Here is a 15,720-nt window from a genome sequence, read left to right on the forward strand (position 1 = left end):
ACGAGGAGACCGCGGAGTTTCTCTTCGGAGAGCTTCTCGAGAAGGGAGAGAGCGTCCTCATACCGCCTCCGAAATTCGTCCGCGAAGACATGGAGGAGTTGTGTGACAAGGCTGACTCGGTAATCCGAGGGCGCGTTACCCAATTGCGGGAGGATCTGGAGACAGCCAACCACGTCTTCGTAGAGAGGAGGATCCAGACTGTATCCTCGTTCTACGAAAGGATTTTGAATCAGAGGAGGGAACGCCTTGCGAACGAAAAGGCTAAACTCAAACCCGACGAGAAAATCGTGCGCATGCTCAACGGAGAGATACGAAACCGTGAAGTCGAGATGGGTGCCGAAATCCGAAAGATCGATCGCAGAAGAAGCGTTTCGACGGCATACAGTCCCCTGTGCTGCGGTTGTTTGAACGTGCGTTACGAATGACGCAGGAGGTGGAGGAAACATGGGACTCTTGAGCTGGCTTAAAAGGCTTTTCACGCAAGGGACCGAAGGAATAGAAGAGATCAAAGAAACCAAAGAGATCAAAGGAACAGGAGGAAGTGATCCAGCCCCGTCTGAAAACGGACGATCCGGCGAGCAGCCCTCTTCGCTAGACGTAATTACGCCCAAGGAGGCGAAAGAATCTACCGTCGAACCGCTCGCTCCCGAGCGGAAGAGGCCCCCGATCAGGCCTGTCCAACCGGACGAGGACGAACGAGTGAAGGTCTGGGTCGGTCTCGACTTCGGAACGAGCTTCACGAAAGTAGCGTACAGAGTCTTGGGCGGATCCAGGAAGGTCATTCCTCTGTGCATGAATCAAGGATCCTCCATTCCGTACGGGCTTCCATCGCTGCTCGCCTTCGACGGAGAGAAAATCCTCTTCGGGGACGAGGCCGAGAACTTCCTCCGCGAAAGCCCGTGGCATCAGGGCGTACGATGCGTGAAAATCCTCTTCGCCGGAGATGTCGCCGACGAATACAAGGACGAAAGCCTCTCCGCCCGTTTTCGCGAATACTGCGAAGGTCAGATTATCGACTCCTCTCTGCTGGAGCCGGGATACTTGGTCGCGGCGTACTTCGTCTGGATAATGAACAGAACAAAGAAAGTTCTTCGGAAGGAACTGGGTACGAACCCTCTCGTGAATTTCAACGTCTGCTTGCCCATAGACACCTACGAGAAAAAGAACGTTCGAAGCGAGTTCCAGAGAGCGATCAACGTCGCGGAGCATCTGGAACTTCTGTGGGACGAGAAGAGTGACTCCGGAATGCTGAAAACCATAGCTGCTCTATGGAAAAAAACCTCCGACAAGGAGTTGAGCAACTCCAAAGTTCATCTCGTCCCCGAGGCCGTCGCTCAGATGGCCTCCTACACGAACTCCCTCGGAGCGGAGAAAAAGATACACGGCGTCATCGACTTCGGAGCGGGAACTATCGACTTCTCAATCTTCAATCTGCGTGACGAATCCGAGGAGGGGAAATGCGTCTACTGGTACAATGCCGTCACATTCCCCGGAGGGATGGAGGGGGTGGAGGAGATAGTCGCGAAACACCGCTCGAAAAGCGACGGGAATATATCTTTCGGAGAGCTTCGGAAGGCTATTGAGAACATCTCCGCAGAAAGCCCTGTTGTTCTTGAAGAGGTGAAAGAGCTGCTGGAATCCGTCTGGGAGAAGGCTCGTTTTCCGGTCTGGGGCAAGGCGTATGCCAAGATGAAAAAGGAGAGCGAATGGAAGAAGGAGAAGGTGAAGGTATTCGTCTGCGGAGGAGGAAGCAAACTGCCCTTCGTGAGAGATATCTTCGGAAGATCGTGGTATCGCGACGACTGGGGGCCTTACGAGGTTGCCGATCTGTACGCTCCTTCCGACTTCTCGGGGAGTCCTTCCGACTTTTCCCGTCTTGCCGTAGCCTACGGCCTGACGACGCCGCGACCTGAACTGATGGAGTACGTCCTTCCGAAGGACTGTAAGGATCAGACGCCCCCCACTCGTTACGTGACAACGGAGAGGGACGGAGTATGGGGACCGGTATATTTCGATAATCACTGATGGGGAGCGCGGACAAAATCTTGGACTCGAAAACTCGAGACAGAAGGAAGTTTATGTGCTCAAGAGAAAAAAGAATAAAAGCAGTGGGATTGTGCTTCAAATTTGGGAAAAGTGCCGCGTCCGTGATAAGAGAATTGGGGTAACCGGATCGAAAGACGTTGCGGATGTGGTATGGGTAACATCTCGAAGAACAGAGGACCGGAACGGTACGCGACGGGTATGGGTGCTGCGTACCCAGGGTTCAATTGCACATAGCATGTGATAGAAAATCGGATTATTTGCGCACCTAGGCGTTTTTTTGAGCAACCGGCTGTCGGATGTCTTCTATCCGTTGCCAAGCCTACATGATCATTCACGAGGTTGTCCCGCTGAGGCGAGTTATAATTAAAGTGGCGGTCTATAATGAAAGCCTTGTGCTGAACTGGAGGGAGACCATGTTGAACAGCACCGTGATCCTGAACTTTCTCAAACGTCACAAGCGCGAGTTTGAAACTCGCTTCTCCGTGACGCGGATTGGTCTGTTCGGCTCGGTCCTACACGGCACCGCCGACGAGACGAGCGACGTGGACATTCTGGTAGAGCTGTCCAGTCCGACGTTCGATAACTACATGGATCTGAAATTCTTCCTCGAGGATCACTTCAAACGACCTGTGGACCTGGTGTTGGCGGACTGTTTGAAGCCTCGCATAGAACCAGTCATCACCAGCGAAGTATCCTATGCGTGGACATCATAGGACTTTAAAGCGTATTACTCTTTCTTTGCGAGAGCGGGGAGTGGCTCGGATTGCTATCAATTATTTTGCGAAAACTCTTGAAACAACCGCCCTGTTCCGCCCTTGGAATTCACTGTTCCATTGAGTAGACCGTAAGCGTGATGGGAACCAGCTTGGTGTTACAAAGCGGTGTTACAAAACGGCAGAGCGTTTTTTAAGGATCCAGTGGTTGCAAGGGTTTGCGAATGCGAGGTGAATGGCTGTGAATCCCACCTTCTCCGCCATTTTTCAATCCTCGAACACGAGCCGAACGAGGAATGGTGTCCACGAGAAGACCCTCCTGTCACTATTTTACAGTTGTTGCAACGGTTATTCAGCTGTCAAGGTCCTGCGATTGTTGAGTAAATAATAAGGAGAATCCCCATGGAGATTTCGACCAGCAACAGCAAGCATCTGACCGCCCTGATAATAGCCATAATCATCCTTATTTGGGGCATAGCCCTCTTTTTGGTCAATAGGCAGTACAGCAGTAAATATGATGATTATGTTGCATATCGAAATGAAACCTTCGATAATGCAATTGACAGCGTTGTCAGAGTTTATGAAAATTTTTCCAACTTCATTTTTGCCTCCGCTATCGATAACGACCGGATCAAGGCCTACCTCTACGTGGCCAACTACGGTGATGAAGAGGAAAGGGCGAAAATAAGAAAGCAGCTGGCCGTGGAATTGCGCGAAACCCATGAACTTATTACAAAGCATAACTTCAGGCAATTTCACTTTCAGCTGGCCAACGGGGACAGCTTTTACCGCTTCCATAACCCGGGCAAATACGGTGACAACCTCCTGATCGTAAGGGAATCCATGAGGATTGCTAATCTTGAGCATAGATATGTCACAGGCTTTGAAGAAGGAAGAATTTTCAGCGGCTACCGTTTTGTCTACCCCTTAAACTACAAGGGCTATCATTCGGGGAGTATAGAGATTTCAATATCGCCCCAATGTATACTGGATGAGCTGTACTCCCTCGATAGCAACAGGGACCTAGGCTTTATCCTGTCCAAATCGGTAATGGAGGAGACAGTTTTTCTTGACGAGCAGGCCAGGTACAAGACGTGCCATATTTCAGAAGAATATGTGTATGACGTGGAGATCCTGGCAATAAACGAGGCAAGGCAGGATGGATTAAAGCTGCACCAAGAAAAAACTTTTCAGGCAAAGCTCAGAAAGCTCATTGAAAAAGACCTGCGAACCAAGGCGCCCATCACCCTGGCCATGGACTTTGACGGGAAAACGTACCTTGTCCAGTACCGCCCGATAAAGGATATATCACAACAGCCCGTCGGCTATTTTTTCAGCTACAAGGAGGACAGGCAGATCCAGGCCTTTGCAATGTCCAGAAAGGTCGTGGCCATTTTGGCTACTGTCATAATGCTGATCCTCATCCTTCTAGTTGCGTATATGCATAGAAGCCAGAGAGAAATCCAAAGAATGGCCATGACCGATAATTTAACGTCCGTTTACAACAGGCACTCTTTTTACGCCCTTGCCGGCAGGGAAATTGCAAGGGCGGACAGGACCGGCGAACCTCTCTCGATTGCCATGGTTGACATAGACTTTTTTAAAAAAGTTAATGACAACTTCGGCCATGCAATGGGGGACCAGGTGCTGAAAACAGCTGCAGGGCAGATAAAAGACAACGTCAGGAAGACCGACGTATTGGCCAGGTACGGCGGAGAGGAGTTTATCGTCCTTCTGCCTTCAACGGGCGCAAAGGACGCATATATTGTTGCGGAGAGAATAAGGAATTGCATTGAAGGTTACAGGTTTGAAAAAATGGGCGGCATCACTGTGAGCATTGGCCTTTCTGAAAGAGTTGACAAAGAAATCATCGACGATGTAATAAACAAGGCGGACACAGCCTTGTACAAGGCCAAGGAGGCCGGAAGGAACAGAACCGTTGTCTATGAATAATATCCTGTATTTTTGTACCCCCCCCTATGTCACAATAGATGTCGTTTTAAAGCCGCTGCCTGCCTAACGGACCGCATCCAGTTCGGCCTTCAGATCGTCCAGCGGCTGTTCTTCCGTAGAACCGACCTCATCCCGGTTCTGCCGGAGAAAGTCATAAACGCCCAGAAAAAAAAACAGCAGAGCCGCCAGAGGGAACAGGGGACGCAGAAATGAAAAGTCGAAAACAGCAGTTATTTTCAGGAAGACACACCTCTCGGCCTTGGGATAAAAGAAGCTCAAAGATCTTTCCTTGTCATTACAAATAGGAGAATGTTAGCGAATCCCGTCCTTTTTCCTTTGTCTCGTAAAGGGCTATATCCGCCCCGTGTACTAATTCTTTGAAGCTTGTTTTGTTCCCCTCGGCAATGGCCACGCCAACGCTTATGGTGGAACGGAACGTTGGCAACCCCTCCGGCGACAGGGGGGTTTCCCGCCACTTGCGGACCAGACCTGTAATCCTAGAAAGAAGATTGTCAATATCTTCATCTGCGACGCAGGCAACGGCAAATTCATCCCCGCCAAACCTTGAAATAATATCGGTGGAGCGAAAAGTATTCTTCAGCAGAAGCGCCAAGGACTTAAGGGCATGGTCGCCCGCAAGATGACCGTAGCTGTCGTTGATTTGTTTAAATTCATCCAGGTCGATCAGCGCAAACACGATGGTAGAATTGCAATCGCCACAATTTATGATTTCATCTACGCTGCGCTCAAGGGTCGTCCTATTCAACAATCCTGTAAGCGGGTCGGTGGTCGCAAGCTGAGAGACTTCCCCCAGTTTTTTGTAGAGCAGCGTTGTGGCCAGAAAGGAGGCTAGGGCCTGTACTGTCTCCACGTCATTCTTATTTAAACGGTTTGAAAATGGAGGGGATTCTGTCTCTCTGCCCGTGATAAGTATGCCATATAAATCCTCTTCCAACACAATGGGGACAGATATTAGAAAGGGCAGTTTTAAGATGTTCCTGATTCCGGCAAGATGGTTTTCATCATCTTTCCCGGTGATCAGCAGAGGGACGGATGGGTCCGAAAATTCCGGTTCGACCGCAAGGGGCAGTCCCAGCAGGATTCTCTCATCCTCCTGGGAATAGCCCTGCAAAATAGCTGGTATGAACTTGTCCCCGTGATACGGTAAAAGAAGAGCTGTTTTATGCATGCTGAGAGAAGCGTTAATTCGCCGGGTGGCCGTTAAAAAAATATCACCCCTGTTTTTCATATCTCTGAAGGAACTCGAAAAATCGGCCAGGATTTTAAATCCCCGCCGTTTTTGCTCCAGCTCATTTCTTATGGCGATGTTTTGTGAGTCTAGGGACAGGATCTTGGCAGTATTCTGAATGCAGAGACTTTGCAGATTCTCACGGGACAGGCGTTTTTCTCTGGATGCTTCCCCGTTGATTTCCCATGCTGTTTTTATGGGGGGGGTTGGACGGGCGGCGCTCCCTTTGGATTTTGAAAACACGCAGAACACACCGGTCCAGTCAAGGCTTCTGGGCCTGCCTCCCAGGGCCGCGATCTCCACTCCGGTGTAGATGCCGAACAGCGGGAATCTGTCTTTTGCAATATCCTGTACAACAAGGGCGTCCTCCAGGTCTGCTCCCCCCAGCCCCGCCGCGCGCCCGGCGCAGTTAATATAAAGGGCGAAGAAGGGCTCTCTGTCCTCCAGGGAGTCCAACAAACCCCGGATGGATGGGAGTATATAGTCAAGCTCAATCCTTCGGTGCATTATCTGGAAGCTGGTTCCTTCAACCATGTCGGGCTCGAACATGATAATGGCCCGTTTCTCTTTATCTATGCCCTGGCATAGCCTGCTTGCATATTTTTTTTCATCGTACTTTTCATTCGCTTTCCCGTGGTTTATCCCCAAAATCAAAAAAAAGGGATATTCCTCCGGCGCGATATCCGGCCCCAGGAGGCCGTCCATAAAGTCGAGGGCCGGAACCCCGTCAATTTCCAGAATTGCGGCGCCTTCTGCCCTGGTTACCTTGAAATAGTCTGAGGAAGGTCGGCATCCGTGGACGATCACACTGTCTATGGCGATGTCGCATGAAAAGCCAAGGACCATGGCGTGGTGTTCGTCCACCCTGTCGCCCAGAAACTGCTCCGTAGGGGTAAAGATATGGTCGCCTTGAAAGCCCGCTCCCATAATGTCGGGAAGAAATCCGAGCTGCTCTTCTATCCCCTCCAAAATTCTTGTAGCAGAAGCAAGAGTGCCGCCTGAAGGCGATCTTTTTATGCTGTCGAAAAAAAGCAATAACTGGTCTTCAGTGGAAATGCCTTTGTCTGAGAGCTTCTTCCCGAGCCGGGCTCCGGTATCCCTTTCATCTCTGTCAAGTCCGCCCTCGCAGATTGAATAGAAATTTGAGCCGTCCAGCCATACGCAGGCGACTCCCACCTGGTCTCCGCCGTAGCCAAAGCGGTCGTTGGTAATAATCCCTGTGGCGCCTCCGCCGAAGATCGCGCGGGCGTTTCCGGTCGCGCGGGCCGCCTCCTGCCTTACCGTCTCAAGATCATGGCGGGCAGTACAAAAGAGCAGCACCAAGTCGCAGAGGTCCGTCCTGCCCGCCCTTTCAAGGGCATTTTGGGCCGCATTTCTTCCCGCGAGGGCGCTGTCAGGATGATCGCAAAATCCGACTTCAATTTGCATGATTTAACTCCGCAAGCATAAGTGCCGCATTTCTCCTTCTAAAATGAGTCTACCTAAGCATCCTTATTCTAAATCTGTCCCTTGCAATATGCAAATATTTTGCTTAAACCTAAATCCGCAGGTTCCTCTCTGCAAAGGGGAGAAAAGGTCCCCGGGCCGATAGTTCGAGGTGTTTTTTCCATTTCGGGCTATCGGCCTGACCTTGCCCTGCGATTGTCATCCTAAAATCCCGCTTTTTGTATCTATGTTTAGCTCTGTAGGGCGAAAGCCTCCAGAATTTCCCTCTGCGCTTTGGTCGTCTCCGAACGGATGACTCCGTACCGGTGGGAGTGTCTCACTTCCGTCAAGGACTCCATCTCGTTTAGCCTTCCGAGATACCTCATTTCATAGATACATTCTCCGGGAGATGAGGTTTATGCCGCACTCTGCCTACCGCACGGCTACTACAGTCTCTTTTGCATATCAGACCTGGAAACGACCGGGAACAGGCTTACTCACAAAAAGCCGGACATGACAGGCAAAATTCGCTGAATTAAGCTATACTATACGCTAAATCCTCATCTGGAGGGCGGCGAATGTCTCTCGGGAGAAGGGTGTTTCTTTATGTCTTCGTCACCATACTGCTGATGCTGTCCCTGGCAAGCCTCTCGTCGAACTATATCACGGTTCGGGCGTTCGAGGACGTTGAACGTCGCTTCTTCGAACAGGTCATGGGCAGAGTGCAGAACAGGCTGCGCGAGGAACTCAGGGTAATCGGGAACTACGCTTCCGACTGGGGTGCCTGGGATTCCATGTACCTGTTCATGGAGCATAAGGACAGCTCTCTGTTCCCGGACATGGTCGACCCTGTAACGCTTCGCGCCCTCGGTCTCGATTTCCTCGTCCTCATGGCATCGGACATGAAACCTCTTGCAGCATTCGCTGTCGGCGAGACCGGCGAGAGTTACCTCCTCGGCCCGGAGGCGCTTCGGGTTGTTAAAGAAGTCGCCCCGGAGTTGATGGCGGAGGCGGCGAATGGTCCCTTCACCGAACTGAGCTCCGTCAACGAAAGTGTATACCTCGTGGGGGTCGCCCCCGTGGTTATGACGAACCGCACCGGCAAACCGCGGGGCTTCGTGATGACGGGAGTCTCCTTGACGAGAAACGCCAACAGGCTGTCATCCCTGCTGGGCACGGAGTTTTCAATCGTACCGAAAAAAAACGGTCCGGTGATGGGGGACACCGTGGAGGTAGAGGAGGACGGCCCGGACATGGCGACGGTGAGGCAGGCCTGGAAGCATACCCTGCCCTCCGAAGATCCCCTGGTAATCGAAATTCCCCAGCAGAGGCCGATCAACGTAATAGGGCGAAAAGCAGCTTCACACTCCTATGCCTGGGTTTTCATAAGCGGCGCCGGAATTCTAGGGGTCGTGATGGTCCTTTTGAACTACCTGATAATCCGGCGTCTTGCCATTCTGCGCTCGGTCTCCGACATGATAGTGAGTGAAGGGGAGGTGGGGCTTCGCATGCCGGTCTCCGGCAACGACGAGATCACAACGCTGTCGTCGTCCTTCAACTCCCTGCTGGACACCCTGGAAAACCTGATCTCCGACATCCCCGACGCCATGTTCATAATCAACAAAGATGGACGGCTGGTGATCGCCAACGACGAGGGGAAGAGAGTTCTCGGCATTGCCGACGACACCGGGCTTCGTGGTATCGAGCTGGGTTCATTCCTTAAACACGGTTCGGTCGGAAAAGGTCGCGTCATGGACATCGGAGTCGGCCTTCAGTTCGCAAGCTCCGACGTCTTTGAGGCGGAGCTCGCCCTCCCGGACGGCACTGTCATTCCAACGGAAGTGAGAAGACGGGATATTATTTATGGGAAAAGGTCTTTCCAGCTCTTTCTCGCAAGGGATATAACCGAAAGGAAGAACTACGAGCAGCGCCTTGCGAGAAAGGCCTATTTCGACGACCTGACAGGGCTGCCCAACAGGGCGGCTTTCATCGAGGGCCTGCGCAAGTTGAGCAAAGACAAGGCGTGGGAGGACGGTTCCGTCTCGGTAGCGGTGATGAACCTTGATAAATTCAAGCAGATAAACGAGCTGGTGGGAACCGTCAACGCCGACAGGATTCTTTTAATAATCGCAACCCGCGTCGGCAGTCTGTTGAATATGGAGTCCAGGCTGTACAGGACCGGGGGGGACGAGTTCTCCGTGATCGCGCGATTCCCCGAGAAAGAGGCTCGCGCCAGGACAGAGGCGCTCATGGAGCGGATTCACCGGGCGGTCGGAGAGCCGTGCCCCGTGGGTGACGATACAATATTCCCCAGCACGAGCATAGGAGCGGTCGTCGGGCCCAGCGGGAAATGGAAGCCGTCGGACGTGATCAACAGGGCTCAAAGCGCCCTCAAAAAGGCCAAGAGGACCGGGATAGGCTTCACCTCCTACCTCTATGGCGACGAAAATGACGATGAGGCTCAGGGCATGGAGACGATAAACGTCCTCAAGATGAGCGCCGAGATGACCACCGGCATCGAAAGGGGCGAGTTCGTCCCCTACTTCCAGGCGGTGATGCCGGTCTCGGGAGGCCCTGTGCTTGGCTTCGAGACTCTTGCCAGGTGGAAGCACCCCGTCCGGGGCCTGCTCTCCCCCGAGGACTTCGTGCCCCTTGCGGAGCACACAGGCTTTATCGACAGGATCGACCTCGAAATGATCGAGAATGCCCTGAAGGCATCCGCCGAGGCAAAGAGGATCAACGCCTCATCGGACATCTTCTTCTCGGCGAACAGCTCCCCCCTCTTCTTCAAGGCATTCTTTCCGGAGGAGATAGTCGAGGCTTTCATCCGCAGGACCGGAGCCGAACCCTCCCTCTTCACCCTGGAGGTCACAGAGAGCCTCCTCATCGAGAATATGGAGGAAGTCTCGAAGAAGCTGTTCCGCTTCAAGGAGCTCGGGATAAAAATAGCCCTTGACGACTTCGGCACCGGGTACTCGTCGCTCCAGTACCTGGTCCGGCTTCCCTTCGACTACATAAAGCTCGACAGGACGTTCATCGAGAGGCTGTTCCAGTCAGACGATTACGAACGGCTGCTCAGGGCGATTATCAATATGGCGGGTGAAATGCAACTTGAAATAATTGCCGAGGGTGTTGAAACTCAGGAACAGCTCGAATGGCTCAAGGCTGCGGGCTGCACAAAGATCCAGGGTTTCCTCTTCTCAAGGCCGGGGCCTTGGGAGGAGGCGCTCGGGCTGATAAGGGGGGATCTTGGATGAAGGGCTTCCGGTTTAGAATCCTGTCCGCGGGACTGATGCTTCTGCTCCTTTTGCCCCTCTCCTCTGTTGCGGAGGAGAGAACTGCCACGATTCTTTTCTTCGCGGACTTAAAAAGTCGACTCGCCCCCGTGTCGATCAAGGCCAACAAGACAACGGTCCAGTTCGGAGGACTCGTGAACGGAGCGGCGCTGCTAAGGTCGGAGCGAGGCAAGAACCCCGCAACGGTCGTCCTGGCTGGTGGCGACTCGGTTTCGGGGCTTATGTGGCATACCTTTGCAGGAACCCCGGAGTTCTCCGCTATGGAGGAAGCGGGGGTGCAGGCCGTGCTGCTGGGGAACCACGAATTCCACTACGGGTCGGAACATCTGAAGAAGGCCCTTTCGGGAAGGTCCATGCACATTATCGCGTCGAACCTTTCGTTTGCGGACGAAATGCTTGCGGAAATTGTAAAGAGATGGACGATCATAGAGGCGGGCGGAATACGGTTAGGCGTATTCGGCCTGGCCTCGCCCACCCTTATGACCGAAAACTACCCGGTCCCCGGCGTCGATCTAGACGACGACATCCACCGCGTAACCGCCTCGATGGTTGACGAGCTCGGGAGAAACGGGGCAGAGGTCATACTGGCCCTCAGCCGCCTCCAGCGAGAGGACAATTCCAAACTTGCCTCGAGCGTCGATGGAATTCATGCCATTCTTGGCTCGTCCTCTCACAAAGAGGCCCCGGAGCCCTCTTTCGTAAAGAACCCGGGAGGGTGGGATACGGTTTTGGCGGACGTCGGGGACTATCTGGCATTTGTCGGAAGGCTGGATCTCACCGTGCGCAAAGGTAAACTGTCTCGGAACGACGTTTCGTGGAGGCTCCTCGGGGTAACCCCGCAGGCGGGCGTCCACGAGGGGGTGCAAAAGATCGCACTCGAGTACGAGAGGCGGCTTAACGAAGCCTTCCTCATCCCCATGGCGGTTTTTGATAATCCTGTCGACGGTAAAAACGTTTCCCTGAGGAGCGGCGAGAATGCACTCGGCAACCTGATCGCCGATTCGCTGCGGCTCCGCTTCAGGACAGACATTGGGATGGTAAACGGCGGCGGTGTAAGGGGGGACAGGTTTTACCCTGCGGGCAGCGTGTCGTGGCGCACGTTCCACGAGATGCTCCCGTACTCCAACAAGATCTACGTAGTAACTCTAACCGGAGAACAGATAAAACAGCTTCTTGAGTTTTCCGCCTCGGCTCTCAAAGGTGGGCCCGGAGACAACTACGACCCGGCGCTGAGGCCCCCGACGGGCGCTTTCCTCCAGGTTTCGGGGCTGCGGGTTCGATTCTCGCTCGAAGGCGAGCCCTCCCTGGTTGACTGGGAGGGGAAGGAGTTGAGGCGGGGGAGCCGCTTAAAAGACGTTTCCGTTCTCAATGACGGGGAGTGGGTTCCCCTTGACGACTCGACAATGTACACTATCGCGATCAACTCCTACGCGGCGGAGGGCGGCGACAAACTCTCGGTATTTACACGCGGTCCGTTCCGCGACACGGGCGTGGTCGATGTCGACGCCCTGGTCGAGCATATCGTCACCAGACCCGGCAGCAGAGTGACCTTTGCGACCGACGGAAGAATAGCCTTCGAGGATTAAAAAACTTCAAACTCCACTCGCAGCCGCGAAGGGGGTTTCTAAAACTGCCGTTGGTCAAAGTGGGATGTGGCGGCTCGGTCCTCCGCGGTACTGCCTACGAGGCGAGCGACGTGGATATTTTGCGTAGCTGTCCAATCACATGTTCGCCAATTACGTTGTTTCTAGGAGGCCGCGGTAGGGTCTTGTGCTAAAGGCCCTGCTGTTGTATCCTCTGTGTTGATTCTGGATTTGCCGGAGGTGTGTCGTATGCCTGCAAGCTTCTATATTGGCCGGCTCTATGTTTTTCATATTTCAATAGGTGGTATTCTATGATCGGCTTGGCCGGAGACCTTCCAGAATGCCACAAAGAGGCATACTCCGCGCTTGAGAAATACCATGGCGAGGGAGACGCTTCCGCTTTGCCCTCTCCCCAGAAACTGGCGTCTTTGCACAGATTTTTCGCAAGGCGTTTCGCAGGCGGCGCCCCGCACAATACCACGGATGGACACCGCTTGTTGTTGGACATCGGCACTTGGGGCGACCCGGGCGAGTCGCCTTCCATCGCGGGAGATTCGGCCCTGCTGATAAGAACCCTGTCCGAATGGATAGAGGATACACGCCGCTTGCTGGAGGACGGAGAGGGCGGATATATCTACTCTAGGTGCGACAACGCCCTTCTCGCTTCGTCGGCCAGGCTTCAATCCCACTCCGAAAGAGTCCACATGATGCTTCCCATACTCCTCAGTACCCTGGGGAACCCAACGGCAGACGGCGGCCATCTCGTCATGCCCAAACAGCGCGCGGAAAGCCTGACCGTCTATTTCCTGGAGTCGCTCGACCTTAATTCTCGATCCATAATGCGTTTCAGCGTGCTTGAACCCGAAGAAGGCGCGGGCACGGAGGAGGAGCAGGAGGAGAGAAGGGCCGAGAACGCCCTGAAACACAGCAGCTTCCCCAAGCTGCTCGAAGGGTTTCGCAGAATGAGGAAGGCCGCCATCGAAGAGGACGGGAGCGACCTTGTCGTCGACCGCCTCCTTGCCAGCATCGACTCCTTGATCTTCGAGTCGCTCGTCTATTATTCATACAAAAAAAGCCTGTCCGAGATCAGGCGAAAAAGAAAGGCTATGCTCCTTAAGATCAACGAGGTGCATCTCTCGTCAGACCTCGCCCTGCCGGAGGTCCTCAAACAGGAACTGGACAGGTTGTACACGTCGATGGAGAGATCGTGCAGAAACCTGACCCCCGCCGACGCCGAGGAAAAGTCGGGATACAATCCGTTCCTTATTCAAAATCGCTCCTCAGCGGATGCCAGCGCTGAAAAAAGGAGAGATGGGAGAGCGACCTCCTTCCAAAGCTCCTTTTTTAAGGTACTGGACATCGACAGGGGGATTCTCGCTGTCAACAGAGTCAGGTCAAGAGGTCTGCCCGAGGTGCTATTGCTTCCCGGCAACGCGGTCGCTTCGTACGACAGGGACGCGGATGCATTGCTGCTTCCAAGCTCGGTGATGCAAGAGAGATCCTTCGACAGCCTGGCAAACGCCTTCGCTTCCTTTCGCTGGAAGTACGATGCGAACAGCAAGCTCCAGAATATCTGGGCAGAGCTCATGGAGTACCGGGGCAACAGTCCGTTGTTCGAGCTGGAACCCTCTTTCAGGCAGGCCTATTCCACGTGGATCAGGCACGCGGCAAAAGGAGAAAAGCCGGAGGACGAACAGGTTGCGCTAATAGGGGAGGTCTTGGAAAAGGAGGGGGATTTCGCTCGCTGTCCGCTATGACGACAGGTACCAAGCGAGTGGCTTCAAAGCAGAATGTCTTTGAGTCCGGAAACTGAAAAGGCGCACCAAGCAAGCAATCCTCCCATTAACAGATCCCAAAATCGTCCCTGGGCAGGCATTATCCTCTTCTGAGCCGCACCCAACAGGGCCCACAGAAAAACTCCGTTCGTACATAGCAGCGCAAGAGAGATCGAGCAGCCGAAGACCCACGCAGGGGAAGAGGTCCAGGGCAGAATGAAGGTCGAGAGAGTGGTCAACCCCAGCAGGATGACCTTGGGGTTTAGAAACTGCAGCAAAAGCCCTTCCCGAAAGAGCGGCGGCGGCAGTTCCTTTCCCTCCGAGACACCGATCTTCGGAAACGCGATTTTCCAGGCCAACCAAAAGATATATGCAGCCCCCCCGACCCGCAGCACCGGAAGGACCGAGGGCAGCAGCCTGGCTAGAAGCAAATTGAAGGCCGCGCAGCAGAGCATGATGATAAAAAGCCCCGATGACATCCCCGCTATTAAGGGCAAGGTCTTGCGAATACCGTGAAGCCTTGCTGTATTCATCCCCAAGATTACATTTGGCCCCGGAGTATGACATGTGATGAGAACGTAGGTCAAAAAAGCCGTCCACTGCATTGTGCAAGCCCCTCCAATAACATATTCGACTGCCACCGTTGTAAACTCGGCAAGTATACCATAAATGACACACGTAAGAGGGAGCTGGGCATCCGCAAAGAGCCGTTGTCGCTGAATGGCTTGAATAAACGCGCCTTGACGCCTGAAGGCTTCGACGGTAGAATAATCCTCGCCTTGAAGGGTGCCAGTTGCGCCTGTAGCTCAGTGGATAGAGTATCGGCCTCCGGAGCCGAGGGTCTGGCGTTCGAATCGCCACAGGCGCGCCAAATACTGCTCGAAGGTGGTCGGGAGGATCTCTCCCGACCTTATATTTTTATAAAAGGATTCCATTGAAAGGAAGCGAATGATCAGGATGGATACTCCTCTATTGAAAAGAATATTGAACGCGAACGAGAAGAAAAGACGCTACACCCTCCTTATATCCGGCAGCTCGCTTCGTCCTTCTGGTGGAGGCCAGCCGGGCGACAGGGGAGAACTGAGAGGAGACGGCTTTCACTTTACAATCCAGGAATCGGAAAGGCATGACGAAGGGGTGGCCGTATCCGGCGTGGCGAATGGTGCCCCCGTCGAGGGGATGCTCCTTGAAGAGAGAGTAGACCTCGAACTTCGAGCCGTATATTCAAGAATGCACACGGGCGAGCACATCCTGTCCCGGGCCCTGGAAAGAGCGGAGAACTCGCTTCGCATACTCAAGGTGGCGGTGGGGGAGGAGGAGAGCGTTGTCTACCTGGATTACCCAGGGGAGCTGAACTGGGACATTATCTTCGCGGCGGAGACAGAGGCGAACGGGATAGTCAAGCGCGACCTCCCGGTCGAGGTACTGCTGCTAAGCAGGGAGGAGGCTGAAGACCTGCCCGGCATCCGCGGGAAATGGGAGAGGATAACGGACGATACCATCCGGGTTGTGCGCATCCCTGACTTCGACGTCATCGCCTGCTCCGGCACTCACGTCTCCTCGACGGGCGAAGTCGGAGACATACTCGTCACCGCCTTCAAGGGCCCGGCGCCCGGATGGGAGATAAGGTACAAGACCTCCGCGGGGGAGGAGCGGGACGAGCTGAGCCGAATCGCCAGG

General features: G+C 53.8%; 10 protein-coding genes and 1 tRNA gene. 9 read left to right on the plus strand and 2 right to left on the minus strand.

The window, feature by feature from the left end; genetic code table 11:
* The 4 genes from GX181_05565 to GX181_05580 form a co-directional block, all read left to right on the plus strand.
* On the plus strand, nucleotides 1–425 hold a 425-nt coding region (locus GX181_05565; protein ID NLM71409.1), incomplete at its 5' end, for a hypothetical protein.
* Between the two features lie 274 nt (nucleotides 426–699).
* Nucleotides 700–2,025: a hypothetical protein gene (locus tag GX181_05570; protein ID NLM71410.1), complete on the plus strand. Its 1,326-nt coding sequence runs from the start codon at nucleotides 700–702 to the stop codon at nucleotides 2,023–2,025.
* A gap of 434 nt (nucleotides 2,026–2,459) precedes the next feature.
* A complete protein-coding gene (locus GX181_05575; protein ID NLM71411.1) occupies nucleotides 2,460–2,759 on the plus strand; it encodes a nucleotidyltransferase family protein in 300 nt (99 codons plus the stop codon).
* 402 nt (nucleotides 2,760–3,161) lie between these two features.
* Nucleotides 3,162–4,712, plus strand: coding sequence for a diguanylate cyclase (locus GX181_05580; GenBank protein NLM71412.1), 1,551 nt, complete (start codon nucleotides 3,162–3,164; stop codon nucleotides 4,710–4,712).
* Between the two features lie 295 nt (nucleotides 4,713–5,007).
* Here the strand turns inward: GX181_05580 and GX181_05585 are convergent, their stop codons facing one another.
* The gene (locus GX181_05585) at nucleotides 5,008–7,389 is read right to left on the minus strand and encodes a diguanylate cyclase (protein ID NLM71413.1); all 2,382 of its coding nucleotides are present in this window, start codon (nucleotides 7,387–7,389) and stop codon (nucleotides 5,008–5,010) included.
* Nucleotides 7,390–7,964: 575 nt separating this feature from the next.
* Here GX181_05585 and GX181_05590 point away from each other — a divergent pair.
* The 3 genes from GX181_05590 (at nucleotide 7,965) to GX181_05600 (ending at nucleotide 14,022) form a co-directional block, all read left to right on the plus strand.
* Nucleotides 7,965–10,643 (plus strand): EAL domain-containing protein, encoded by a 2,679-nt coding sequence (locus GX181_05590; protein NLM71414.1) that lies wholly within the window; start codon nucleotides 7,965–7,967, stop codon nucleotides 10,641–10,643.
* Nucleotides 10,640–12,268 (plus strand): bifunctional metallophosphatase/5'-nucleotidase, encoded by a 1,629-nt coding sequence (locus GX181_05595; protein NLM71415.1) that lies wholly within the window; start codon nucleotides 10,640–10,642, stop codon nucleotides 12,266–12,268. The genes GX181_05590 and GX181_05595 overlap by 4 nt, the downstream gene beginning before the upstream one ends.
* A gap of 491 nt (nucleotides 12,269–12,759) precedes the next feature.
* Nucleotides 12,760–14,022, plus strand: a complete 1,263-nt coding sequence (locus tag GX181_05600) for a hypothetical protein (GenBank protein NLM71416.1) — start codon at nucleotides 12,760–12,762, stop codon at nucleotides 14,020–14,022.
* 23 nt (nucleotides 14,023–14,045) lie between these two features.
* Here the strand turns inward: GX181_05600 and GX181_05605 are convergent, their stop codons facing one another.
* Entirely contained in the window at nucleotides 14,046–14,573 is a 528-nt protein-coding gene (locus GX181_05605; GenBank protein NLM71417.1) for a LysE family transporter, read from the minus strand.
* 262 nt (nucleotides 14,574–14,835) lie between these two features.
* On the opposite strand from GX181_05605, the gene GX181_05610 reads away from it, so the two are divergent.
* Both GX181_05610 and GX181_05615 read left to right on the plus strand, forming a co-directional pair.
* A tRNA-Arg gene (locus tag GX181_05610) sits at nucleotides 14,836–14,911 on the plus strand.
* A gap of 101 nt (nucleotides 14,912–15,012) precedes the next feature.
* A partial coding sequence (locus GX181_05615; protein NLM71418.1) for an alanyl-tRNA editing protein occupies nucleotides 15,013–15,720 on the plus strand: 708 nt, incomplete at its 3' end.

It is taken from the genome of Synergistaceae bacterium (genome assembly GCA_012521675.1).
GTDB lineage: Bacteria > Synergistota > Synergistia > Synergistales > Aminobacteriaceae > JAAYLU01.